Genomic DNA, 26,596 nt, shown 5'->3' with positions numbered 1-26,596 from the left:
GTAATCATTTGCTCTTGTGGTGTAATTTTGGCGATATAATTCACAGAATTGATTGATTATAGCAGATGGCAGCAAATAACTTAAGTAAACGGCTTCATTTCTCCCTCTCCCTAACCGATAAACTAGCTTATAGCTTATGGTCTTTATACCATATAAATGAGAGGATAATGGGGGGAAATCTAAATGATACGATGGTTCAAGAATCGAAGTGTTAACGTCAAATTCATAACGCTCTCTTCTTTGATCTTATTTGTTGCTTTTTCGGCTTTGATTTTCTGGAATCTCGACAAGCTGAATAAATTGAGCCACGTCAATGGCGTGCTCGAAGCGCGTCAGGCTGGGCAAGCTTATTCGGACAGGAATAAACAGGAGATCCAGAAACTTGTCGCCGACCTGAACGGGATGCTTGGCAATGTTCAGGACCAATTGACTCACGGCGATCAAGACCGCGAACGGTTCAAGCGCCAAATGGGCGATATACTGTCCCGCAACAACTCGATTTCGGCCATGTTTACGGTATGGGAGCCGAATGGCTACGACGACGATGCGTCGTACAGCGAGAACCCGGCTTATGCAGCGACCAAAGGCAGATTGGCCGCGTTGGTCGTAAGAGGCGAGGACGGCAAAACGATGGAAATTCCTTTTGCCCAATTCGAACAGGATGCCGCTTATCTCGAAACGAAAAAGACGCTGAAGCCAACCGTCATGGAGCCGCATAATATCTCGGACGATCCTGCCAAGCCGTCCATGATTACCACGATCTCGATACCGGTCTTGGATGCGCAAAATAAACTGCTTGGCGTAATCGGCGGCGCGATCATGCTCGACAAACTCCAAAAAGAAGCCGAGCAAGAGCGTCCGCTTGGCGGCTATGTGAAGCTGCTGACCGGGAACGGCACATTCATCGCCAATCCGCAGTTCCCCGATCTTATCGGCAAGGCGTTCGGCAATTCGGAGGAGACGAAAGCGGTTTTCGCAGCCGTGCAACAAGGCGATTATGAGCATGAAAGCGTGGATGCCGGCGGTACGCCTACCTTGAGCGTGTTCGTCCCGGTCCCGGTCATTGATGAATATGTATGGTATGTGCAGACGGAAATTCCGATGTCGACGATTTTGGCTGACTACAACAGCAGCCGTCTGACTTCGCTTATCATCAGCTTCAGCGCGCTGATCCTGCTCGGACTCGGAATCTGGTTCCTCTCGAGATTGATCATCGTCAACAACATGAAACGGATGGGCGCAGCGCTCAAAGCGCTGTCCGAAGGCGATTTTACGCGCGAGATCGAGGTCCGCTCCTCGGATGAATTCGGCAAGATGGCCAACTATTTGAACGACGCGACGGCGACGCTGCGCGAAATGCTGAAGCAAACGTCGGATATCGGCGGGACGGTCCGCACGATGTCGGGTGAACTGCTCTCCAGCGCGGAACAAACGTCGACGGCGGCGGAATCGATCTCTCACTTGATGGATGGCATGACGGGCGGGATGACAAGCCAGAGCGGCGAGGCCGAGAAAGCTTCGCAGATGATGGGCGAGATGGCTGCTGGCGTGCGCCGGATCGCTGAATCCACAAGTGCGATGACCCACTCGGCTGAGGACGTCATCAACCAGACCGGTCACGGCGATAAACTCGTCCAGAGCGCGATTGCCCAGATGAATATGGTCTATACGTCCATGGGCGCATCGGGCGAAACGATGAAGCGTCTAGGCGAGCGCTCCCAAGAAATCGAAGGCTTCATCGGTTTGATTGCCCAAATCTCCGCGCAGACGAACATTCTGGCGCTCAACGCTTCGATCGAAGCGGCGCGCGCAGGCGAGCAAGGAAAAGGCTTCTCTGTCGTCGCGACCGAGATCCGCCGCTTGGCCGAGCAGACGAAGGATGCGGCTGCCCAAGTACAGGCCGGCATCGGCGAGATTGCCTCCGAGTCCAAGCAGGCGCTTCAGGTGCTCAGCAGCACGGTCGGCGAAGTCGAGAAAGGCGTCAACGACGTGACGGAGAGCGGACAGCTGTTCGCGGCCATCATGACGGAGATGCGCCAAGTATTAACCCAGTCGCAGGAAGTCTCTGCAGCAGTGGAACAAATGTCCGCAGGCACCGACCAAGTTGCCGGAGCGGTTATGGCCGTATCCGATATCGCCAAACATTCGACCGGCGATGCGATGAATGTCGCTGCGGCATCGGAAGAGCAATTAGCGACGATGCAGCAAATTACGGCATCCGCTACCCATCTGCAGGCATTGATCGAAGATTTGATGGGCCGGATGGAACGGTTCAAGCTGTAAGCTGACGCAAGGCCAAAAAGCTGTAGCTCCTGACTAACAGGCGCTGCAGCTTTTTGGTTTTTCGATGCATATTTCCTACTGTCTGCCACAATGATAATAAGACTAAGAAAAGGCTAGCCTTCGAGAATACGCTTGGCAACGGCCGCAAGATCCACGATATCGACCTTCCCGTCCGCATTGATATCAGCGTCGGCATATTTAGCCCAGTCGGCATCTGCCGATGTTTTGCCATAAGCAGCCGCCACAATGCCAAGGTCGCCGATCGAGAATGCGCCATCTCCTGTCGTATCGCCAGGCTGTTTCGTCACGACGGACGAAGTGAATGCGGCGATGGCGGCTGTCAGCTCGGATACAGCCTGACCGACTTGGGATTGCGTCGCTGCCGTATTGCCCGCAACTGCGGATGCTTGCGCGATTGCCTCCTGCAGCGCAGCCTTCGCCGTGGCCGGATATTGACCCGGTTTCGTGCCGGCGACAGCTTCGTCATGCAGTTCTTGCGCTTCGTCGACGAGCGATTGAAGCGCCGCCTTGTCGACCGCTAATTGGACGACTACATTGGTCGATGCGCCAGGGACTGCAAGCTCCTCGCCTTGGGCGCCAGCCACCGTGTTGCTGGTTACGGAAACAGTAGCTACAGCCTCTTCAGACAGCGCCTTAGCCGTGAAGTGCAGACGGATCAGATCGCTGCCGCTTGCTACCGCATGGCCGGCTGCTGCCGCAATAATGCGGATCTGCCCCGGTTCCACCTCCGACACAGCTACGACATCGTAGCCTTCCTTCAACGACTCCGCCTTGACCCAGTTCAGTTTCTCCGAAGCGTACGTCACCGTTATATCCTGAGCGTAGACCGGTTCTTGAACGTTCGCCAGACCGACCGTCAGCTCGAACGGCTGACCGACCAGCACCGTCCCCGTTCCGTGGAGCGTCGTGCTGATTGCATCGTCCTCAATCGGTTGGCCGACAACATAAATATTCGGTCTCGCCGGCTGTACCATACCGGTCCCGAGGAAGAAGCCCGTATGCGGCGGCTGGTTGTAGCCGGTATTCTGCCATGCGATTCCCAGACGATAGGTCGGGTCGTGCATCAGCGTGACGATACGGTGATCGGTTAGCGCCGTCGTCGAATAAATGCGCAAAGCCGTGCTGTCCTCGGTCCGAACGACGACCTCCTCCCGCCAGTCGCCCAGCAGATCGGCTTGCAAGGACGGATTCCCTTTCGTATCGTTGTTGGATAATGTACCGTCCAAGGTAACTAGATTAACCAATCGGTTGTTCGCGTAGTCCCACTTATCGATCTTCGGCACGCCTTGGCGAACCGGCGTCTCGGTGAACGTATGATCGAGCAGTTCCCTGCTCAAGTCGCCATCCCACCAGATCGCGAAATTCGAGGATGGGATTTGATTGCCGATCTTCTCGCCTTGCGATGTGAACAAACCGCCGGTCGTGCTGTTCCACGCGCCGTCGATCGACCACGACTCCGCTCCCGGATGCGTAGGGTCGATGTCCGCGCTAAGTCCGCGCCCCACGTCCAGGCCGATCTGCATTTGTCCCCACAGTACGCGGCCGGTCTTCGCATCTTTCATCTCTGCGGAATATTTGGCACCCGTATTCTCCTGGACCGCCCACTGCTCCAGACCTAACCGATTCGGGTCCAAGTCGCCGACGTGCATGGCATCGCCGTGACCAAGGCCGGAATTCCATAGAGCCGTGCCATTATCGTCAATAGCGGCTGGACCGGTAATGATCTCGTCCTTGCCGTCTCCGTCCACATCGGCAACGGACAGTTGGTGATTGCCCTGTCCGGCATAGCTTTCGTTGCCCGCCGTATTCGTATCGAACGTCCATAGCTTGATCAGCTTGCCATCCCGCCAATTGTACGCGACGAGCACCATGCGCGTATAATAGCCCCGCTGCATAATGATACTCGGTCTTTCCCCGTCCAGATATGCGATCACCGCCCCGAACCGGTCGACCCGGTTGCCGTACGTATCGCCCCAATCGCCGACATTGCCGCGGCCGGGCTCATAATCCTCAGTCGCCAGCGCTTTGCCGGTGGCGCCTTCGAAGATCGTGTGATACTCCGGACCGGTCAGAATATAGCCGCCATCGTTCCGGTAATCCGCGTTCGCGTCGCCGATGACGTTGCCCAGACCGTCGATCGTGCCGTCAGCCGTCCGGAACGTCACTTCCGCCTTGCCGTCCCCATCGAGATCGTACGCCATGACATCCAGATAGTGCGCGCCCGAGCGAATGTTACGGCCCAGATCGATGCGCCACAAGAACGTGCCGTCTTGCTCATAGGCATCCACATACGTGTTGCCCGTATATCCGGCTTGCGAGTTGTCCTTTGCATTGGAAGGCTGCCACTTCACGATGAATTCATAGGCGCCATCGCCGTCCAGATCGGCGACTGTCGTATCATTCGCGTGGTACGTATACGCCTCTCCTGTCGGCGTAACGCCATCAGCCGGTTTGCGCAGCGGAATGTCCAGGTAGCTTGTGTCCCATGCTTCGACCGTCTCAGATTGTATCTGTTCCACGCCGTCGACTAACGCGCGGACATAGTAAGCGGAGCCGTCCGTGCCGGCTTCATCGATGTAGTTCGTGCTGCCCGTAATCGGAGCCGCATTCAGTTTCTCGCCGTCCCGGTACAGGTTGAAGGCCACATGATCCGAGTCCGTGCCGAGCAGGCGCCAGCTGACGAAGACTCCTTCTTGCGTCTTCATGGCGACGAGGCCGCGATCCAGCCGCTCCATCTGGCGAGGGGCGAGCTTCACGGGCGTCGCGCTCACGGTTACGCCAGCGGATTCCGTGCCGTCCGAGTAGGCGCCTTTGACGACGAAAGTATACGATTGGCCGTTCGTCAAGCCGTCTACCTTCCCGATATAATTGCCTTTGGCTACGGTTGCAGCCAAGGCAAGGCTCTCGTCTTCATTCACGCGATAAATGCGGGCTTCCTTGTAGGTTGGATCGCTCGTCTCTTCCCAGCCGAGCAACACCGTGCCATCGTGCGACTCGGAGGTTACGTAACGGAGATCCGGCGATTGCGCCATTCTACTGACGACCAGTGTGTAGCTGCGAGCAATATCGGCGAATGCATTCGAAGCGACTTGAACGGTAATCGTCGTGGAGTCGCTCGTGAACGGCACATCTACGGCCATCCCGCTCGTTACCGCAGTCTCGTCTACCTTAACGCTAACTTTGTCCGGGTTGCTTGCCGTTGGGGATACGGAGATGCTATTCGTGGAGTAAGGGACTTCAACCTCATACGCATTGACGTTCGGGTCGAAGGCAGGATTGAGTTCAGGCGTGAAGCCCTCCGTATGAAGAGCCAGCTGGCTAAGATTCAGGTCCAGGGAAGTGACCTTGAAGTTCGTCATGTTGATCGACCCGCCGTTCGGGCGAACATAGAAGCCGAAGCTGCTCACTTTCGTCCGCGCGCTGTAGAAGGTCTCTCCCCAGCTGGAAGTTTGATTCGTATTGAGGTCGGTAATCGTCGTCGAATACGTCTGCTTGGCCATGTTGAAGACGAATTTGAACCGGTACCAGTGAGAGACATCGTAGTTGATCACGTTAGTCGTGGAGCCTGAGCGCTTGATAACTCCGGCATCCAGATCGTAGCGAAGCGCCGCCGCGTTCGTCGCGTTGACCTTGCCTTCCATGACCCAGAAGGAGCCGCCGCTGCTGGTTGGAATATTCGCGTCGAACTCCATGATCATGCCGCCGGATTGCGCGGCGAAGCGCTGGCCGAAATACATCGATCCGGTCGCGGTGTTCGTCACCGACGCGTACGTTCTTCCATTCGCTTCATCATTCACCACCGTTACATTGGGAGTTGCTCCCTCTTTGGTCCAGCTATTGCCGCTGCCCACCGTGAAGGGCCCCGGCGTATAGGCGCCGAAATCATCCTCGACCAATACGGCGTCCGCCGCGGCTGCCGAGTGCGGATAAGTCGGGATGACCAGCGTTACGATCATCATGGCGATCAGCAGTCTCGACCACCTTTTCATTCGTGCAGGAGTAATCATGTGCCCATTAAGCCTCCTCATTGTTCACAATGTGCGCTGCAACTTGCAGTTAGAAAGCGATTACATTTCACTTCGCGCCTTACTCACCACTCACCTCTCCTTCCCGATGAATCCATCTTAGGTCTCCTGGGAGATCGGAAACCATCCAATAATCCGATCTATTTGGTTAAAAACCCTACATTCTGCTCCATTGTGTAAAGAAGAGGTTGATAAAAACGCTCGACCTGCGAGCCCGCTTGTGCACAAACAGCCGCCTGCCGTCATGGACGGTAAGCGGCTGCGGCGCGAGCGGCGTTCTATTCGATTGGGATCGCGTCTTCTCGTCCAGCTGCCTCGCAACGCGCTTAAGTGCCGTCAAATATGCGCTCGCTTATCGCGCGCAGAAACGAGGTCCACTTCGCCTGGAATTCCGGATCTTCTGCCGCATGTCCCGTAATCATCCGCGTCACATTGCTGTAGAGCAGCGGATAAATCGTCAGACTCGAGATCATGAGCGTAATGAGGGCTGGATCCAGTTCCTTCGGCACCAGCCCCATCTCTTGCTTGGCCTTCATATCCGCGACATAGGATTGAAGGATCTGCTTCCGCCGCTCCTCGCCGTTGCTGTTCTCCGGAATACTATCGATTGCTTCCCAGGCCGTGAATTTCAAGAAGTCCATCAGATGCTCCAGATTGACTTTGTAGCGAAAATCCGCGATATGCGCCGGATTCTCCGGCAAGACGAAATTGCCCGAAGGCAATGCGGTGAGGAAGGTGTCGATTACCTCGTTGATAAGCGCGTCCTTGCTCTTGAAGTAATGATAGATCAGCTGCTTATTAATGCCTGCCCGTTTGGCGATCGATTCGATCCTCGCGCCCGAATAGCCCTTCTCAAAAAATTCTTCCTTGGCCGCCAGGAGTATCGCCCCCCGCGTCCTCTCTGCATTCCGTATTTCACCCATGCCCGATCCTCCATGACTTAGATAGATGTATCGTAGTAAGAAATAACAAGGAAGTCAATTTTATTGGACGGAACCGTTGATATAACTTGACGAATGGTAAGTTGTGGTTATATAGTAATAACAACAACTTTACATGTGTAAAGTTAATACCCAGAAGAGGTGACGATGAATGGCGCTCCAACTCAGCAAGGCTTTTATCAACCTGCCCGTGAAGAACTTGCAGCAATCGATGGATTTCTTCTCCCGGATCGGCTTTGAATTCAATATGCAATTCACGGACGATAACGCAACGAGCATGATTATTAATGAGCACACCTATGTCATGCTGCTCGTAGAGCCGTTCTTCCAGACCTTCACGTCCAAGGAAGTCGCCGATGCTAAGCGAAGCACCGAAGTGATCGTTGCGCTTGCGGCCGACAGCCGCGCGCAGGTAGACGAGATTGCCGACAAAGCCATGGCGGCAGGTGCGCAGCATTCGAAGGATCCGCAGGATCATGGATTCATGTACGGCCGCAGCTTCCAGGACATTAACGGCCACCTCTGGGAAGTGTTCTATATGGAAGACCCGGCTTCTCATCAAGCGTAACAGGCGTCCGGTGACCTTAAGAGAGGAGTTCATCCCATGAACGAGGAAGTTTCCGCTTATATCGAAGCGTTGCAACAACCATGGCAGAAGGAACTTGCCGAAGCGCTCCGCGGTCTGGTCCATCAAGCGATACCCGATGCACGGGAACGCATGCAGTATAAGAAACCCCATTTTTTGAAGAATGGTAAATATGCGGCTGTCATCTCGGTATCCAAAGACGCAGTCAGCTTCACGCTGTTCAACACCGCCGCCCTCGCCTTGCCGGATCAGTTCGATGGTCCGCCGGAGCGCAAGACGCTCAAGCTGCGTAATGGCGATGCTTTCGATTCGGACAATCTGCAGTCTTGGCTTGAACAAGCGTCCAGCTCGCTGACCGCTTAAACCGCGAGGCTGAACTGATCTGATCGAAGGCAGCTTGAACATATCGGGTGTCAGGCTATAGCGCATAGGTAAAGGCTGCCCCTTACGTAACGGGAGCAGCCTAGACTCTATCCTATTCCATTCTTCCGCGCCCATAAAGTTCGCGCTAACGCTGCAGCTGCTCGCCCGTGCTGTGAAGCGCAGTATTGCTGGCGATCCGCTGGAGCATCCCACGGAGCAATAACCGATATTGCTCGCTGTCTTCCACGCCTTCCCGTATCCGCGAGGCGCTTTGAATATGAGGTGCTTCCTTAATTTCATCCGCCCAATGGAAGAGCATCTGATCGATACAATCGCCCGTCGTCTCCAAATGGAACTGCAGCCCCAACACGTGCTCCCCGTATGCGAATGCTTGATTAACGCAAGCCGCCGAGTAAGCAAGATGCCTCGCGCCTTGCGGCAATTCGAACGTATCGCCATGCCAGGAGAATGAAGTGAAGGTCTCGGGGAGATTCGCGAGCCAAGGATGGCGTTCGCCCGTCCGTTGCATCCGATGCCATCCGATCTCTTTCTCGGGATTGCGAGTGACATTAGCTCCTAGTACTTCCGCGATCATCTGAGCCCCTAGACAAATGCCGAGCACCTTCTTGCCCGCATCGATGGCGCGCTTAACGAACGCCTTCTCCTCCGGAAGCCACGGATGCCGCTCCTCATGGTACACGCTCATCGGGCCGCCCATGATGATGAGCAGATCTAGCGTCTCGAGCCATTCCGCATGGATGCCTTGCGCCGGTTCATAGATGCGCAACGCATGTCCGTCTCGCTCGGACCATGCCGTGAATACGGAAGGATCGTCGAAATCAAAATGCTTAAACAAGACAACGTTCATTTCCCCGCCTCCAGTACCCTTGTTGTGATGCTTCTTATTTTATCTCAATAATTGATAAAATGAATATCCTTATCCCGAATAGTGGGATATGTTTCGAAAAAATAAACCTGATACCGGTTAATCCCGGATCAGGCTCTTCTTATTGATATCGACTGCGTCCTCGGAAACCGAGCTCACCCGAGATAAGTCCTGCGTATTTCTTGGCAAGTCCGGCGTATTTCTCGACCTGCTCCTCTCCGAAACGAATGGATGGCCCGGCGACGTTAATCGAGCCGATCACGGTATTCTCGTAGGAGAAGATCGGGGCTCCGATTCCTGTCGTACCTTCCGTCGCTTCGCCTGCCGTGACCGCATAACCGTTGTCGCGTATGGTCTTCAGTTCTTGTTCAATGTAGCTGCGCGTCAGCGGCTTCAAGGACGGAACGTCGTCCCAGACGAACGAGTCCATCAGCGTTTGCCGTAGCGCCGGCTGCAGGAATGCCAGGATGACGCGGTTCGAAGCGCCGTTGAACAAGGGCAGTCTCAGCCCGATCGGCTCCGAAATCTTCAGAATCTGCGGGGAATCGACGGAATCGATATAGACCCCTTCCGCATTCTCGCGAACCGACAAATAAACCGTTTCCTTCGTCCGCTGCGACAGCTCTTCCATGAAGGGTCTAGCGACCGAACGAAGCATGAGGCTGTCCCACATGAGGAAGCCATACTTCATGATGGATAAGCCCAGCTTATACTTCTTGTTGGATGTGTTCTGTGCCACGAAACCGTGCTCGGCCAGCGAGGATAGCAGGCGATGGACGCTCTGAACCGGCATATTCAATTCTTTGCCGATCTCCGTTACGCTCATTTCCTTCTCCGTCCCTTGCGGCACGAGCAAATCGAGAATTTGGATCGCTTTGGTGATGACGCCAGACAACGATAATCGCCTCGCCCTCGTAAGAATGATTGCTCCGATTATACCAGACGAGAACGCGGTTTGCCTCTATATGGCGATCTACTACCCTCTTAAGCCCATACACGCAAGCAGCCGCACCGATTATTCGGTGCGGCTCTGTTGTATCATTAGGACAGATTAATCTCGCGAATCACTTCAAGCGGCACTTTCGGTTTGCGGTCCTCGGTCAAGAGGCCGTTCACCTCTTGCTGCACGTCGGTAATCTGCGTATAGCAGTAGCCGACGATATAATCGGTCTCCTTGATCGCCTGGTGGATGCTGCGGAATCGGGCGATGAACGCTTCATCGGATGACTCTTGGCTGCCGTAGCCCCATCCCGACTCCGACTTGAAGGCAATCCCGCCGAATTCGCTGACGATGATCGGCTGGCCCCCGTACGCATAGCCGTCGGCATACGCGTACTTCCAATGGTTGAAGCTGCGTTCGTTGCCTACGATCTCGTCTTTATTCGCATACCTCTTCAGGAATTCTTCGCCCGTCTCTACGTAGTCATGCAGCGTTAGGATGTCGGAGACCGTATGCTCCCAGCCGTCGTTCGTAATGACCGGACGGTGAGGATCGAAGGCCTTGGTCATATGATAGACCGCCACCGTGAACTGCTGCTGCTTCACGTCCTTCTTGATATTCATGACGCCCCAGGACTCGTTGAACGGCACCCACGTAATGATGGACGGATGGTTGTACTGCTGGCGGACGACCTCCATCCATTCATTGGCGAATGTCTGCACCGCATTATCGTTGAATTCGAACGTAGCCGCCATCTCGGACCAGACCAACAGCCCTTTCACGTCGCACCAATAGAGGAAACGCGCATCTTCCACCTTCATATGCTTGCGGACGCCGTTGTAGCCCATCGCCATAATCTTATCGATATCCTCCAGAATGGCTTCTTCGGAAGGCGGCGTCAGGTGGCTGTCCGGCCAATAGCCTTGGTCGAGGATGAGACGCTGGTATACCGGCGCGTTATTGAGCAGCACTTTGCCCTTCTCGATCGAGATCTTCCGCATGCCGAAGTAGGAATAGACATGGTCGATCTTCTCGTCCCCGCGGTAGAGGATGAACTCGACGTCGTACAGATTCGGATGCGCAGGCGACCAGTGGCAATGCTTCCATGGTCCGTTCGCTTCATGCACGAGATCGGCATCCAGCTGCAGCCACGGACGATCGATAGTCAGGCTGAGTTTCTTCACCGTCCTGCCTTTGAGGCTGATGACGGTTTCCAGGCGTACTTCAGCGGATGCGATATCGCCTTTCACCTGATATTCGAAACGCACGGTGCGGGCGTCGAGATCCGGCGTGATCTTCACCGTATTCACATGGACCGGATCGACCAGTTCCATCCAGACCGATTGCCAGATACCCGTCGTCTGGACATAGAAGCATTCGAAGTTGTTCTCCACCCAGCGCTGCTTGCCCCGAGGCTGCGTCGCATCCATGCTATCCTCGACCTTCAGCGTGACCGTGTTGGCGGCGCCATATTTAATATACGGCGTGATGTCGAAGGAAAAGGCGGTATAGCCGCCTTGATGAGATCCGACTAAGGTTCCGTTGATCCACAGCTTCGCGATATAATCGACCGCTTGAAAATGGAGAATGACGCGTTTGCCCTCCGCTTCCGCGGGAATGTCCAGGGAGCGATTGTACCAGACGAACGGATGGTGCGCTTCCTCGCCGATTCCGCTCGCTTTCGTCTCATAGGTGAACGGGACGGTTATGGTGCGGTCCCCACCGAATGAAGCCGGCCAGCCTTGCTCCTCCCCGATATTGGCGTCGTCGAAGCCGAAGCCCCATTCGCCGTTCAGATTCGTCCAGTTCTCCCGAACGAACTGCGGACGGGGGTAATCTTTGATATACATTTTGGTTGTCATGGTCGGTTCTCCTGCCCCTTATTGCGCGCTCGAATGGCACGCTTTATTTAATAAAAGCAAGTATTAGCAAGATCCTATACTTAAGCTTCGATCTATCGGACTGGACTGACGTTCACGTTCGAGAACGACCAGCCCGTCTGGCTCGCGCGTATGCCAACCCGCCCGTGCAGGAAGGCGTTGCGGTCAATATGCGATAAGAGCGGTTCTTCGTTGCCATCGGCGAATACTTGAATCGCAGCGCCCTTAAGGCGAACGCTGATCTTGGCGGCTTGGCCGTTCGTCAGTTCGAGCAGCGCCGAATCCAACTCCTCATTCACCTCGTAGCTGATGCGGCGCAGCATGACCCGGCCGTTGCGGAATGCGAGCTCATAGCCCATGAAGGAGTCAACGACTTGATCGGGGAAATCCGACTCGTTCGTCGTTCGCACGAGCAGCGAAGCTTCGCCGAGCGATTCCGCCGTCTGCGTGAGTTCGAAGCTGACTTCAATATCCGACCAACGTTGATCGCCGCCGAATTGTTTGCTGTCTTTGCCGTCCGCCAAGACGGCGTAGCGTCCGTCTTCCTCGATCCAGTCGCCGAACGTGGAGTTGTCGTCGAACACGACCGCTGTCTTCTCCTCGACCTTGGTTACTTCAGCTGTTTCTACATATAAAAGAGTCGGTTCTCCCTTCGCCTGACGAATCGTCAGCCACTGCGTCCCTTGCTGGAGATTCAGCTCACCGAGCGGTATCTTCGACCAGTCGGCGTCCGGGGCAAAGTCCGATTCCTCGAGCGTCGAGGTAACTGATCGGTCGCCGGCCGATAGTTGAAGCCTGGCGCCTGCCGAAGATCGGGCAGCCATGACGGATACCAGATAGGTGCCGTCTTGCTTCACGTTCATGGGGAACGCGAGCTCGGCTCCCTTCGCGAGCCTTACGGCCGAGCTTCCGTCCGGCGTGCCATCCGCGCTAATCGTAATGTCCGCAGCTTCCTCTTGGATGCCATGGACCGCCTCCATCGTGCCCGGCAGCGGCTTCACTGCCTTGCGGTCGCTGCTCCCGCCTGCCTCATTGGAGAATGCCGTATAGTGCAGTTGAGGCGACGATTCGTCCGGGTACCGATAGCCGATCCGTCCGGCCTGCGCCGCCCACGCTTCATAATCCGCGCGCAGCAGCCCGTCCCAATAGACGCGCGTGCCGGTCGCATCGGATTCCACGCGAAGCGCATGCAAGACGTCGAGGTCCGCGCCTTCCGGAAGCGGGGCCGAATGGACGATCTTCGTCTCTCCGCCTTTCGTTTCCGCAAGGGACAATGCCATCGCCTTCGTATCGATTCCGACACTGCGATAGTTGTTCGGGTCGGCATAGGAGATGATCGCCTCTAGCGACTCTCCTTCGCTCGCCGAAGCCTTCAGACCGGGCACCGCGTTGAATTCGGCCGTGAACCGCTCGCCGGCGGCAGCTTTGCTGATCCAAGCGGTATACCCTTCGCCCAAGTCCGTCTGCTCCCAATGTTCCGTGCCCGGCGTGGTGCCGAGCGGGTCCCGGAATGCGGGAAGCTGCGGCGCTTCGGAAGGCGCTCCGAACGTCGGGCCGAGCACCGACATTTTATCCCCGTTGAACGTCAGCCGATCCATATTGAACATGCGCACCGGCGGGCCTTCTGCCGAATGGCCGATCAAGTTGTGATAGACGATGTAATAAGCGTCCATATCGGGACCGAGTACGGTAGCGCTGTGACCCAGCCCGTTGAAGTCGTCCGCCGTCGAGATGATGATCGGATTGTTCTCCGGAATCGTGTAGAGTCCCACCGGCGAATCATGCGCTACCGCATAGTTCACCCGGTAACCCTTGCTGAACACATGGTTGCCGGTATACGTGAGGAAGTATCGACCGTCCCGCTTGATGATCATGGACCCTTCGGTCCAATGCCCAAGCGAAGTATTCAGCTTTTGCCCCGTTTCGATCGTGAACGGGTCCGTCATGCTGCTGGCCATAATGCCGCCGGACTCGGCATGCGTGAACGTCCATGAGGCGTCGTCGTCTATGAATACCGAGCCGTCGATCGTCAGCCCCAGATTGTCGGTCTTAATCGTGAACGGACCGGTCGGACTGTCGCTCTCCAGCACATAATGGCCTTTGCCCGCCGGAGAAGTATACATATAGAAGGAACCGTTCCAATAAACGACCTCCGGCGCGTATGCCCCTTCCGTCAACGGCTCCTCGGTGACCAAGCCCTCGTAGGTCCAGTCGACCAAATCGTCCGAACTCCAGGCTTTCACCCCGACCCGCCAATCCTTCGTGCTGCAATAAAGATAATACTTGCCGTTATAGCGAAGAATGTAGGGATCGCCGATCCCGTAGTCTTCCCACTCCTCTGCCAGCGTCATCGGATTCTGATAAGTACGTTCCATCGTCACCGCCACCTTATTCGTCACTTGATTCGGCGGTCGCAGCGCCCATGCCGATCCGCCGATCACGGCAGCCAGCGCGAGCGCGCCGCAGCCGAGCAGCATCCATCTTGTCGTCTGCCGCTTCATGCGTTAGCCTTTGATCCCGCTGATCGCCATCGATTCGATGAAGTAGCGCTGCGCCATGAAGAACACGATAATGACCGGCAATAGCGCAACGATCGAAGCGGCCATAAGCGACGGATAGTTCGAGGTTGAGATGTAATTCGACTGCATGCTGGCAATGAGAACCTGAATCGTCTGTCTCTCCGGCGTATGCAGGTAAATGAGCGGTCCCATGAAATCATTCCAGATGCCCATGAACCCGAGAGCGGCCTGCGCCGCAATGGCGGGTTTCGCGATCGGCAGCGCGACGGTCGTGAACGTACGGAAGTATCCGCAGCCGTCGATCTTCGCCGCGTCGATCAAGTCATTCGGGATGGAGCCTTGCATGAACTGCCGGAAAAAGAAGATCGTGACAATGTTGCCGAATAGCCCCGGCACGATGAGCGGGAGCAGCGTATCGACCCAGCCAAGCTCGGAGAAGCCGATATACTGCGGAATCATCACGACGGAATACGGAATCATCATCGTGCCGAGCAGCGCCATGAAGATCGCTTCTTTGAACGGAAAATCGAATTTGGAGAAAGCGTACGCCGCCATCGCGGCTATGAACAGCCCGACGGACAACACCGTGACGACGACGATCGCGCTGTTCATGAATCCGTGCAAGAGCGGCGCCTTGGACCAGACATCCTTGTAGTTCGCCCATGTTACCGGGTCGGGAATCCATTGCGGCGGCACGTCGAACACGTGCAGCTGGCTCTTCAGGGACGTCGAGATCGTCCAGACGAGCGGTCCGAGCATAATGACGGAGCCTGCGAGCAGCAGGACATAGATAATCAGATTAATAAGCCGGCGTTCTTTGGCCATGGCTTTCGTCTCCTCCTTGCGTTCGTCCTTTGGTAGCCTAGTCTTGATAGACCCAACGCTTGGAGAAGCGGAATTGGATCAGCGTAATAATGAAGATAATGATGCCGAGCACCCAAGCTACCGCGCTCGCATAGCCCATGTTGAAGTACTTGAACGCTTCTTGGAAAATGTAATATACGATCGTTGCCCCGCTGTATTCCGGACCGCCGTCTGAAGCCAGGATGTACATCTGGCTGAACGACTGGAACGTTCCGATGACGCCCATGACGACGACGAAGAAGTGGATGGGAGACAAGAGAGGCAGCGTAATATGCTTGAACTGATGCCACCGCGAAGCGCCGTCGACCTCTGCCGCTTCGTAATAGGTGGAAGAGATGCCTTGCAAGCCGGCCAAATACAGCACCATCGTGCCGCCGACTCCGCCCCACAGGCCCATGAGCAGGAAGGAAGGCTTCACCCAGTTCGGATCGCCGAGCCAGTTGGGGCCTTGGACGCCGAACACGCGCCATATGAACTCGTTAATGAGGCCGTAATCAAAGTTGAGCATCCACTGCCAGAGCAGCGAAACCGCGATAATCGGCGAAATAACCGGGATATAATAGATCGTTCGGAAGATCGATACGCCTTTCAGCGGACGGTTCATCATAATCGCCAGTATGAGCGCGACTATCATGCCGAGCGGAATGCCCAGCAGCAGGTAGAACGTGTTGAACAACGATTTGTAGAACTTCTCGTCCTCGAACATCTTGGCGAAATTGTCCCCGCCGACGAACTTCGCCGGCGTCATCATATCCCAGGACATGAAGCTGAGTCCGAACGAGGTGAGCAGCGGCGTCAAACCGAATATCAGGAAACCGAGCACCGGCGGCGTCACGAACAGCAGCGACCACAGCATCTCTTTGCGCCGAAAGCCTGTTGTTTTCTTCTTCATTAATATCCTCCCCGGCAGCAGAAGTAACGAGAGGCGAAGACCGGATGACCGCTTCGGCTTCGCCCCTCATTCTTAAGCTTTAAGCGTCTGATTACTTATTGCCTTCGTCATACAGCTTCTGCAGCTTCGGCTGCTCTTCCTTGACGAACTCGGCTGCGGTTTTCTTGCCCGTCCATACTTGGCTCGCATCCTGCCAGAACGTATCCAGCCATTTCAAGTTCTTTGAACCGACCTCGATGACCGGCTTGCCGTAATCTTCAATAATATCGATGAATACCTGACGGGTCTGCGGCGCTTTATCCATCGCCAGGAACTCGCCTTTCGCCATGTCGATCAGGTTCGGAACCGCCTGGCCGAGCTCATAGTTCTGCTTCTGGGATTCGCTGTCAAGGCTCAAGTAAGCCGCGAGCTTGAACGAATCTTCAGGATACTCGGAGTTCTTCGCGACGACGAAGCCGAGCGAGCCGAGCCATGTTGCCGTCTTGCCCGTGTTCGGGCTGGCCGGCCATGCCGCGATATCCCAGTTGAACGGCAGCTGCCAGAAGCCCGGCTGATCCCACGGTCCCATCGGGAACATCGCGATTTTGCCGGCGACGAAGCGTGCATAGCCGTTCTGCGCTTTCTCGTCATCCGGGGACGGCGAGACCTTGTGTACGAGGCTTAGGTCGGCAACGAACTGCATCGCTTCCGCGAACTGCGGCGTATCGATCGTAACCGTGCCCGTATTGTAGTCGATCCAGTCGCCGCCGTTCGCCCAGACAGCCGATTCCAGCGTGTAGCCCGCAACGCCGAACGTATCGATTTTGCCGCGGTCGTTCGTAACCGTAATCTTCTTCGCATCGGCCAGCATGTCATCCCAGGTATACTCGCCCGCCTTGGCGCTTGGATAAGGCAGCCCGGCCTTGTCGAACAGATCCTTGTTGTACGCGAAAGCCCACGGGCCGACGTCCTTCGGCAGGCCGTACAGGCTGCCCGAACCGACAATGCTGCCATCGTAGCGGTAGCGGTCAAGCGCCGCCTTCCATACGTTGTTCGGATCGACCGCGCCGGTCGACTCGATGAGCGGATCCAGATTCAAAAGTTGGTCGCTGCTGACGAGCTTGTTGAAGTGTGCGCCGCCTGCGTAGAAGACATCCGGCGTTTTCTTCGCTGCGATGAGCGTATCGAGCTTCTGATAATACTCGCCCGGCGGCACCACCGTATATTTGACCTTCTTGTTCGGATACTTCTTCATGTACTCGTCGATCAGCTTCTGGAACACGGCTTTCTCCGAATCGCCGCCCCATCCCATGAATTCGATCTCGGACTTGGCGTCTGCCGTGTTATTGCCTGCCGTTCCTTCGCTGTTCGCGCCTTCCTCGGCCGTCTGTCCGGAATTGTTCGCTGCAGGCGCATTTCCGTTGTTATTGCCGTTTCCGTTGTTCGATGCACAGCCCGATACGACCATGCCGCAGACCAGCGTAAGCGCGAGTGAAGCTTGAGCCCATTTGTTCTTCCGCATCATTTGCCGTTCCCCCCAGTGAATAATGAATTGGATACCTCCACAAACAAGTTTGACAAAACGGTGCTTATGCAGCAGCACTTTCGTTCGAAGTTTGAATCGAACCACTTTCTCTGTTTTGTTACAACTTATTTGTTTGTAAACAAAATATACATGCATTATTTTCCTATGTCAACGCTTTCTTTCAGTTTTTCTGAAATACAAGCTATTATGAAACGCGCTTGCGCCATGAGAGGCCGCTTAACCGTTTCGCCTTGAATCAATAAAAAAGTTCCAGATGCCTAGGAAAGTCTAGAACATCTGGAACTATGGGACGAGCTTGGTTGGCGCAGCGTTAATCGTGCTGAATCCGCATGATAATGCCCTGCGGGTAGTCGCCGAAGTTCTTGCCGAATACGTTCATGCCGCCTTGATGCTTGGCGTCGGGCTTGAGGCCGATCCGGAACGTAATGTACGGCTTGTCGGACAGGTTAAGATCCTGCAGCGTCGTCTTCGAGCAACGCTCGCTGTCGACCGTGCTGCGGTTTAGATCTATTGCCCACGTCTTGAGCAATCCGTGCTGGGTGCTGTTGTCGTTCCACCAAGCCGGATTCAGCTTCCCTCTGTGATCGCCCAGATCGCCGGGCGATATCCATGATCCGACCTCAACGTCATTGACCCAGACCGTAATCTCGGAGGGCCAGTCGTTGTTGTAGTTCGGCGCTTCGGAACAGAGTTCCAAGGTGAATTCGAGTGCCGTAATGCGCGCGCCTGCCGGGATTTTCTTCGGGAAGCGGTATTCGAGCCAGCCTTTGCGCAGCCAGATGATCTCGGCCGTGCGGCTGTCCGGATGATAGAAGTTGTCCGGCTCGTCTTCGGCGAACAGCATGCCGGCCGTATTCGCCATGCCGCATGTCGGCTGAATATCGAAGTCGATGAAGTGGCCGATCGGCATCTCCACCTCCACGCTCTTGCTCGTGTTATGGTAGAAGGCGATCGGATTGAGCACCATGCGGACGTCATCGAAGTTGCGGCTGCATACTTTCATGGCTCCGCGCGATGCCGGCTGGAGCTCGGTCAAGATCAGCTCGGCTTCCTCCAGCACCTTCACGTTAGTCGCCGCGGTCGATACGGGTATATTCAACGCTTCGGCAATTTCGATAATATTTACGTTCGGCTTCGTAAGGAGCAGCTTAATGATGCCGATGCGCGTATGCGTGCTCAAGGCGTGCGCCACCTTGACTAGACGGTCCGGATCGTCGATGGACAGTTCTAGCATGAATGCGCCTCCTTTCGTCGTGGTTTCTTACAATAATATAATCCTCTCATTTTGGTTTTGTCCAGTTATTTTGTAATAAAACGCATAGTTATTAACTGATTAATATAAATAGTTGAGATATTAAGTTCCTTATCCCATCCGAATACCCGTCTCGCTACCGTTCGTTTTGCTCGCAGAAGGCAAGATGGAGCCGGTTCTACCTGCCCCGGATTGCCTCACCATTCTGCGGTTCCTGTTTTATTCTTGAAAATTTATACCTAATTGGTTATAAACGCGCCTTGGATTCGTTTGCTATACTGCGTTCTGTAAACGCTTCCCTATGCAGGCGGCAGACAAGGAGGTGCTTTTGCTTCCGGTTTAACGGTTCATTCGTTCCCATGTGGCGTTCAAATTTGACTAGGAGATGATGAATGATGAAGAAATGGAAAGCAGCCATGCTTGGCGTAGCTGCGCTCATGCTCATGCCGATCCACGCTTACGCTTACAGCAACCCGTTCCAATTGACCGATTCTTGGCGCTGGGCGAACAACGATTTCTACGGCGAAGGCGACCCGTACATTCTTAAGTTCAACGGCACCTATTATCTCTACGTCAGCACGGTCGATGATCAGACAGGCGTGAAAGTATGGTCGTCGACGAACCTGGTGGATTGGACGTATCGCGGATTGTGTTCTACCGATGCGATTACGAAAGCCGCCTATGCGCCGGAGGTCGTCTACTGGAACGGCATGTTCTATATGTATACTTCTCCCGGAGGCGGCGGCCACTACGTGCTGACGAGCTCAAGTCCGACCGGACCGTTCATACGGGCGACGAGCAACGTTGGCATGGGCATCGACGGCAACGTCTTTATCGATGATGACGGTAAGTGGTACTTCTACGGGACGGGTTCCGACCAGATCGTAGCCCGTCCGATGCCGACCCCTACTACCTTCGGCTCGCCAATTTTGACCGGATTAACGATGGCCGGCTGGACGGAAGGATCCACGACCTTCAAGCGCAACGGCAAATACTACATGACGTATACCGGCAATCACGTATGGAGCACGGCCTATCGGATCGATTATGCGACGAGCAGCAGCCCGACGCTTGGCTTCACGCCTGCCGCCGGTCAGAATCCGGTGCTGATCGATACCGAGGGATCCAATGTCGGACTCGGCCATAACGGCATCGTGAAAGGTCCCGATCTCGATTCCGACTATATCGTCTATCATAGCCATGCCCATCAAGGCAACGCGGTCTACCCGGGACGCAAGATGAACATGGATCGCATCGTCTGGAACGGCGACAAGCTGCTCGTTCTCGGCCCGACCGCAACCGCGCAGCAGAATCCGGAACTGCCGGACTTCCAAGACCGGTTCAACCGGACGAGCATCGGCACGGGTTGGACCAATATCGGCGGCGGCACTTGGGGCATCTACAACCAGGAGCTGATGTGGCAGGATACGATCGGCAATACTTCCACCTATCGCCAGGTGACAACCTCGGGCACGGCAAGCGATTATACGGCAGAGTTCAATATGAAGCAGATCAAGCAAGGCACCAGCGCGAATCCGGTATTCGGCGGGGTCTTCTCGTACACGGACGAGTCCAACTACGGGGTCGCCGTGCTGAACCGGAACTTGAACCGGTTGGAGACGAATTACGTGGTCGGCGGCGTCAGCCAAGGTTGGCAATATGCGACTCTTCCATCCGGCTATGACTATACGAAATGGCATCAGATTCGCGTGGAGAAAGCAGGCGCCGCCTTCACCGTATACGTCGACGGCATGAAGAAACAGACGCGCAGCGTCAACGGCCTGGGCGGCGGCAAGGTCGGCTATACGACGACCGATGCGCATGCGGATTTCGGCTATGTCGCAACCAGCAACAAGGTGAACGGCAGCAGCGCCTGGAATGCCTACAAGCCGCTACCTGGCAAGATCGAGGCGGTCCATTATATGAACGGCGCGCAAGGTGCAGCCTATAACGACTTAAGCGCCGGGAATCTCGGCGGTGCGTATCGCAGCGGTGAGGTCGATATCCGCTCCTCGGCAGCAGAAGGGGCGAACGTCGTGGGCTGGAACCAGACCGGGGAATGGCTGAAATATCGCGTGAACGTGGCGGAAACCGGCTATTACGATCTGGATGTAAGGCTCGCGACAACCTTCACCGATGCGAGTTACCGCATATGGGACGGAACGACCGATCTAACGGGCGTCGTTGGCGTGCCAAGCTCGGGCGCCTGGGAGCAATGGGTGAACAGCAGCAAGAAGGGGCTGTATTTGACCGCCGGTTATCATGAGCTCCGCTTCGAGATTGTGAAGGGAGAGTTCGACCTAAGCAGCCTGACGTTCTCGCGGGGCGACAGCGTCACCGCGTTGCAAGACGACTTCAATGACGGCAACGACAACGGCTGGAAGCGGTTCGAGGGCAATTGGTCCGTCACTGACGGTGAGCTCGCCTCGGCCGGAGGCGGCGCATTCGCGAAGACGACGATCGGCAATGAGCGATGGGCCGACTATACGGTCGAGACGGATATTCGCTTAGTTGACACGACCGGGGATGCAGGCGTGCTCGTGCGGGTCAACAACCCGTCGAACGGCACCGTGCTGGCGAATAATCCGGATTATGTGCAGGGGTATTACGCTTTTCTCAAGCCGGACGGCGTCTATCTCGGCAAAATGAATTACGGCTACCAAGCGCTGGCCTCCGCACCGACCGCCATCGCGGCAGGCATCTGGCAGCATATGAAGGTCGTAACGAGCGGCACCACGATTCGCGTCTACGTCGGCGACATGAACACGCCGAAGATCACTTACACCGACAATAGCTCGAACCCGTTTACGCACGGCAAAGTCGGACTGCGGACGATGAATAACGCTACGCGGTTCGATAATTTCAAAGTAACGCCGTAAGGTAATGCGCAAGCGCAACAGCGGGATGATGGCAACAGTATGCCGATTCTTATAGCCGGCCATACATCCCCGAGACGTATGGCTGGCATAAGTATAATAAACCTCCGGTTCACCTTAAGGTGAGCGCGGAGGTTTATTTATTGCTGCTTCGAGCCTTCGAGCCTTCGAGCCTTCGAGCCTTCGAGCCTTCGAGCCTTCGAGCCGTGTCATCTCTACTCATTGTTTTGGAACGACGAGTCTTACAGGTACCACATAGCGAGCTGCCGTCTGGCGGCCTAGCGTGATCTGATCCATGAGCACGGCGACTGCGCGCCTCCCAATGGCGGACTCGTCCTGCTGAATGAAGGCGATGCCCGGAATCTCCGGATCGTCGAACGTCACGATCGTCTTCGCTCCTGCTCCAATTCGTTGAAGCGTATAATAAGCGAGACGGGCTAGTTCCACATCCAGCGCTATGACCGCATCGATGCGCTTATGATGCGGCATCATCCATCTCTCCATCTCACGCAGCGCCTGTTCGCGCGATACGTTGAAGATTTCGTAGGGCATGACCAATTCCGCTGCCCGCTCCATTCCGATTCGGGTCTCCGCGAGCCCCCGCTTATAACCGTCCAGACGCTCGCTGATCACGCTGTGCTCCTCGGGCGGCGTCAGCAGCGCGATGCTGCGCATGCCGGCATCCGCGACATACTTTACGGCCATACGCGCCCCGTTCCGGTTATCCGAGCTGACGCTCACGACATTCGCCTCGGGGTAATAACGGTCGATTAACGCGAGCGGACAGCCCAGCTCGCATGCATAACGCGCGGTTCGAAGATCGTTCTCCGCGCCGATCGGGAATAGGACCAATCCGCTGATCCCAAGCTCGAACAACTGCCGGACGGCCTCCCTCTCGTTCGAGATGCTGCCTCTGGAGACGCGGATGGCAAGGGTGTAGCCTTGTTCATTAACGGCGTTCTCGATGGCATCGAGCAGACGTTGTTCCACCTTCGTGCGCATGGAGGGAATGATCATGCCGATGATCCCCGCAGATTTGTCCTTTCTGGCTAGGTGCATCGAACTCGGCGGTGTAACTTCCTTGCCGGCTGCGACGGACGGCGGCATATGGAGCATGAACGCAGACTGTCCCGATACGAATGTGCCCTTACCTTTGGCGCGGACGACGACGCCTTCTTCGGCCAAGCCGGCCAGCGCGTTCTTCGTGGTGATAAGGCTTACGTGGAACTGCTCCGCCAGCTCCTTCTCGGACGGGATGCGATCCCCCGGACGCAGGTTGCCAAGTCTGATTTGATCCTTGATGGCTTGCTGGATTTGCTTATACAGCGGCTTTTCATTCATGGCGATCACCACTTTGCTATACGGCGTTTCACTTATGAGCGACAACGTCGATCGCACGTGCCCTCTATCCCTGATTGTACACATTCTGCCGCAGATGCAAATGTTAAAATGTTCGAATCCCTCGCAAAATTTCGCGCTTCGCCTAACTGGACGGACGCCTATGCAAAAAACAGCCAGTAGAGCCGCCGGTTTCAATTCCGGCAGTTCTGCTGGCTGAACTGTGTAACGGTGCTGCGCTCTTAGCCGGCTTATGCGCCTGCAACTTCACGGTTCAGCGAGACCTCCTTTGTTTGCTTCGGTCTCTTGAACATGGAAGCCAGCAGAAGAATCAACGATCCGGCAGCAATGGAGCAAACGATGACGAGCGGCGTCTGGATATTCAGGCCTTGGCCGAAATAGAACAGGTCGCGCAGCCCTTCAACGGAGAATCGAAGCGGTACCCAGCTGAAGAGAAGATTCTTCGTCGCTTGCGGCAGCATCTCCGGCGCCAGCGTCAAGAGCGGCCCCGTAAAGAAGAAGAGCAGCATGAAGATCGGTACGCCTGCGAATCCGAGCCATGCCATAATGGCCGACATCATCAGGAAGAAGCAGAATGCCGCTAACGATAAGAACAGCGCCGTATCGAGGAACGAGCTGACTTGAAGGCCAATCATGCCATCCGCAATGGCCAAGATACCGAATCCGGCAACGAGCGATAATACCGCCCCTGCCAATACTTGCGACAAGATCGCGGCAGCTTGGTCCTTCCGGCTGTTCATCGTAAGGTTCTTCTTCGCGAAGAATACGAGAATGGTGGCGACGAGCGCCGCCATCCAGGCAATCTGGGTGAGCGATCCCGGAGCGTTGCCGTTAACGCTATGCGTTCCGACGGGATTTACGATTTGGACTTTCGCTTGCAGCGGATTCGCCAAGACGGCAATTTGACCGGGATCGACTTTAACCCCTTGCGCGGCGAGTACACCGGTAAGCTGTTTGCTGAATTGCGCATTGACGGCTTGGAAGATCTGCGTCAGCCCTTGGGAAGTCATGCTTGCGGCACTCATGTTCTTGCCTTGATTCACATAGATCGGGATGTTCGCCGCTTCTGTTGAGCCAGTCATCAGGGCGCCGATGCTTCCGCTCAGCGTCTGTGGAATAACGACGAGCGCGTAGGCTTCCTGCCGATCGAGCATATCCAGCCCTGCAGCCTCATCGGGAACAATCTCCCAGTCGAACGGGGACGCGGTTGCCTGTTCTTGGGAAGCGGCGCCGGTCAAGTTATCCGCAATGGTCTGACCATAATTGATGTCGCCTTGGCCGGGGACGGTCGTCCCTTGATCGGATTGCACCAGAAGGACGGGCAGGTGCTGAGGAACCGGATTGACAGTCGAGCCCAAGGTTGCCACGCCGAATATCAGCGCTACGACGAGCACCAGGATCGGCGCCAATAAAATGTTTTTTTGCTTCAGTAATTGCATGTTTCTCGTCTCCTTCTCGACGGATGGCCGCCGATTGCATTTAGCTGATTGAACGTACGGTGAATATAAAGGCAAAAAATGACCCTGAACGAATTCAGGGAGTGCGCCAAAGATCTACGGTATGGGCTATGGCTCGCTTGCGATATTCGGTTAGATCCTCGGTTCCGGTGAAATTGATGCCGACGATCGTGCTGACGACGAATAGCAGATTCATCGAGATAAACTGCTTCGCGGCAAAGAGGAAGTCCATCTTCCGGATCTCCCCGCGCTCGTACCGGCTCTCGAGCATCGAGGCAAACCAGGTATGCCGCTCAACGATCAGCTTTGACAATAACTCGGCGCCTTCTATATCGAGCACATCATGCTCACGGAACAGAATGCGCATGAAATCCTTGTCTGCCAAGAAAAGGTCGGTCAGCCTGCTGGAGATTAGATCGAGCGCTTCCTGCAAAGGCAAATGCGCCATCTCTTCGTTGTACGATTCAAGGATCTTTCCCTTCTCGATGAAAATTTCTTGCAGCAGCACGCCTAGCATCTCCCGCTTACCGCCTGGGAAATAATGATACAGGATGCCGTCTGCCATGCCGATTTCCCGATTAATGGAGCGAACCGGCGTGCCATGATAGCCATTCTGGGCGAACAGCGTCTTAGCGGTTGTCAGTAACTTCTCACGCGTCTCGGCTGCTTGCTCCTGCCGAAGATTACGATCGCCTCGACGTCCTCCACTCATTCCAATCACCGCTTTCGCATTTCATTGAACGCTTGGTGAATCTAATATTATCTGGACCGACTCGCGCTGTCAAGAGGTCGAGCGGCGCTCGCAAACAAGGATTACCCATGAAGTAGCATGCACAGCTCCCAATGCAAGGAAGCCGCTGATCGACCCGATCAACGGCTTCCTTAGTTGTCTTTCGATTATGGCCTAAAGCTCTTCTTCGCTTAACCTCTCGACCGGGCTAACAGATACAAGAAATAAGGTGCCCCGATGACAGCGACGACAATGCCTGCCGGGATCTCCGACGGCTGTAAGATCCATCGTCCGATCGTATCCGCCGTCAGCACGAGCAGTGCGCCGATGAGAGCCGCCGTAGGGGCAAGCGTCTGGAATCTCGGTCCTGTCAGCCTGCGGGCGAGATGCGGCGCAATGAGGCCGACGAAACCGATCCCGCCGCTGACAGCCACGCAAGAACCCGCTATGCCGACCGCGGCGGCCAATAGAATGATCTGCTCCCGCGGAACGCGCATACCAAGTCCGTTCGCCGTACTCTCGCCCAGATTCAGCACATTCAAGCTCTGCGCTTTATAGAAGACGATCGGCAGCAGCACGATGATTTCCAGTTCGTCCCCCAGATGCTGCCCGCCATCCATGTGGCGGCGAACTGGTATTTGTCCGGGCTGATCCGCAGCATCAGCACGATCGTAGCGGCACTGATGCCCGCGGCTACCGCGATCCCGGTCAGCAGCAGACGGATAGGCATCAACCCCCGATGAGGTTTGTAAGACAAGGAGAAGATGAGTGCTGCGGTTAAGCCTGCGCCAATCCACGCCAGCACCGGCAGCATGAATACCGGAGCGGCTGTCGTCGTCGGATAGAAGGCGACGAACAGCAATACGGCGAGTCCTGCGCCGGCGTTGATGCCAAGAATGCCGGGGTCGGCCAGGGCATTGCGCGATATTCCCTGCAGGACGGCGCCCGCGACCGCAAGCCCCGCTCCGATCAATACCGCAATGACGATCCGCGGCAATCGGAAGTCGAATAAGATCAACTGCTCTTGCTGCGTACCGCCTCCTGTCAGCGTACGCAGCAGATCCATAGGCGACAACCGGATATAACCCGTATTCATGCTCACCAAGAACATCATAACGATGAGCAGGCCGAGCACGGTCATGACAAGGATTGCCCGCTTGCGTCTGCGGTCCATTTTAGCCGAAGACGGCATAACTT

General features: G+C 55.6%; 17 protein-coding genes and 1 pseudogene. 4 read left to right on the top strand and 14 right to left on the bottom strand.

Going from position 1 to position 26,596, the window contains the following annotated elements; all coding sequences use genetic code 11:
- Positions 1-183: 183 nt before the first annotated feature.
- Positions 184-2,283 (top strand): methyl-accepting chemotaxis protein, encoded by a 2,100-nt coding sequence (locus FHS18_RS16995; RefSeq protein WP_183601284.1) that lies wholly within the window; start codon positions 184-186, stop codon positions 2,281-2,283.
- 113 nt (positions 2,284-2,396) lie between these two features.
- Here the strand turns inward: FHS18_RS16995 and FHS18_RS34950 are convergent, their stop codons facing one another.
- Positions 2,397-6,311 carry a rhamnogalacturonan lyase family protein gene (locus FHS18_RS34950; RefSeq protein ID WP_183601283.1) on the bottom strand — a complete coding sequence of 1,305 codons (3,915 nt, stop codon included), beginning with the start codon at positions 6,309-6,311 and terminating at the stop codon, positions 2,397-2,399.
- A gap of 344 nt (positions 6,312-6,655) precedes the next feature.
- A complete protein-coding gene (locus FHS18_RS16985; protein WP_183601282.1) occupies positions 6,656-7,252 on the bottom strand; it encodes a TetR/AcrR family transcriptional regulator in 597 nt (198 codons plus the stop codon).
- A 169-nt stretch (positions 7,253-7,421) separates the two neighbouring features.
- Between FHS18_RS16985 and FHS18_RS16980 the strand changes: the two genes are divergently transcribed.
- Together FHS18_RS16980 and FHS18_RS16975 are read left to right on the top strand one after the other, a co-directional pair.
- Entirely contained in the window at positions 7,422-7,838 is a 417-nt protein-coding gene (locus FHS18_RS16980) for a VOC family protein (protein WP_183601281.1), read from the top strand.
- 36 nt (positions 7,839-7,874) lie between these two features.
- Positions 7,875-8,219, top strand: coding sequence for a DUF1801 domain-containing protein (locus tag FHS18_RS16975; RefSeq protein ID WP_183601280.1), 345 nt, complete (start codon positions 7,875-7,877; stop codon positions 8,217-8,219).
- Between the two features lie 145 nt (positions 8,220-8,364).
- Here FHS18_RS16975 and FHS18_RS16970 read toward each other — a convergent pair whose 3' ends face one another.
- From FHS18_RS16970 to FHS18_RS16935, 8 genes are all read right to left on the bottom strand, one after another.
- Complete coding sequence (locus FHS18_RS16970) at positions 8,365-9,087, bottom strand: type 1 glutamine amidotransferase (RefSeq protein ID WP_183601279.1); 723 nt, start codon at positions 9,085-9,087, stop codon at positions 8,365-8,367.
- 139 nt (positions 9,088-9,226) lie between these two features.
- On the bottom strand, positions 9,227-10,000 hold the full coding sequence (locus FHS18_RS16965) for an IclR family transcriptional regulator (protein WP_183601278.1): 774 nt from the start codon (positions 9,998-10,000) through the stop codon (positions 9,227-9,229).
- Between the two features lie 146 nt (positions 10,001-10,146).
- Positions 10,147-11,907: a glycoside hydrolase family 2 protein gene (locus FHS18_RS16960; RefSeq protein WP_183601277.1), complete on the bottom strand. Its 1,761-nt coding sequence runs from the start codon at positions 11,905-11,907 to the stop codon at positions 10,147-10,149.
- A gap of 92 nt (positions 11,908-11,999) precedes the next feature.
- Positions 12,000-14,426 (bottom strand): glycoside hydrolase family 43 protein, encoded by a 2,427-nt coding sequence (locus FHS18_RS16955; protein ID WP_183601276.1) that lies wholly within the window; start codon positions 14,424-14,426, stop codon positions 12,000-12,002.
- 3 nt (positions 14,427-14,429) lie between these two features.
- Positions 14,430-15,269, bottom strand: coding sequence for a carbohydrate ABC transporter permease (locus tag FHS18_RS16950; RefSeq protein WP_183601275.1), 840 nt, complete (start codon positions 15,267-15,269; stop codon positions 14,430-14,432).
- Between the two features lie 37 nt (positions 15,270-15,306).
- Entirely contained in the window at positions 15,307-16,200 is an 894-nt protein-coding gene (locus tag FHS18_RS16945) for a carbohydrate ABC transporter permease (protein ID WP_183601274.1), read from the bottom strand.
- A gap of 91 nt (positions 16,201-16,291) precedes the next feature.
- Positions 16,292-17,704, bottom strand: coding sequence for an ABC transporter substrate-binding protein (locus FHS18_RS16940; protein ID WP_246427711.1), 1,413 nt, complete (start codon positions 17,702-17,704; stop codon positions 16,292-16,294).
- A gap of 331 nt (positions 17,705-18,035) precedes the next feature.
- The gene (locus FHS18_RS16935) at positions 18,036-18,959 is read right to left on the bottom strand and encodes an ArsR/SmtB family transcription factor (RefSeq protein ID WP_183601273.1); all 924 of its coding nucleotides are present in this window, start codon (positions 18,957-18,959) and stop codon (positions 18,036-18,038) included.
- A gap of 410 nt (positions 18,960-19,369) precedes the next feature.
- Here FHS18_RS16935 and FHS18_RS16930 point away from each other — a divergent pair, with 410 nt between their 5' ends.
- Entirely contained in the window at positions 19,370-21,856 is a 2,487-nt protein-coding gene (locus FHS18_RS16930; protein ID WP_246427710.1) for a family 43 glycosylhydrolase, read from the top strand.
- Between the two features lie 216 nt (positions 21,857-22,072).
- On the opposite strand, the gene FHS18_RS16925 is transcribed toward FHS18_RS16930, so the two are convergent.
- The 4 genes and pseudogenes from FHS18_RS16925 to FHS18_RS16910 all read right to left on the bottom strand — a co-directional run bounded on the left by FHS18_RS16925 (position 22,073) and on the right by FHS18_RS16910 (position 26,591).
- Entirely contained in the window at positions 22,073-23,251 is a 1,179-nt protein-coding gene (locus FHS18_RS16925) for a GntR family transcriptional regulator (protein WP_221401356.1), read from the bottom strand.
- A gap of 191 nt (positions 23,252-23,442) precedes the next feature.
- Positions 23,443-24,651 (bottom strand): YhgE/Pip domain-containing protein, encoded by a 1,209-nt coding sequence (locus FHS18_RS16920; RefSeq protein WP_183601271.1) that lies wholly within the window; start codon positions 24,649-24,651, stop codon positions 23,443-23,445.
- A gap of 94 nt (positions 24,652-24,745) precedes the next feature.
- On the bottom strand, positions 24,746-25,381 hold the full coding sequence (locus FHS18_RS16915; protein WP_183601270.1) for a TetR/AcrR family transcriptional regulator: 636 nt from the start codon (positions 25,379-25,381) through the stop codon (positions 24,746-24,748).
- Positions 25,382-25,590: 209 nt separating this feature from the next.
- Positions 25,591-26,591, bottom strand: a pseudogene (locus FHS18_RS16910) (FecCD family ABC transporter permease).
- Positions 26,592-26,596 lie beyond the last annotated feature (5 nt).

It is taken from the genome of Paenibacillus phyllosphaerae (assembly GCF_014192105.1).
Taxonomy (GTDB): domain Bacteria; phylum Bacillota; class Bacilli; order Paenibacillales; family Paenibacillaceae; genus Paenibacillus_Z; species Paenibacillus_Z phyllosphaerae.
This window is presented reverse-complemented; position numbering and strand designations above follow the sequence as displayed.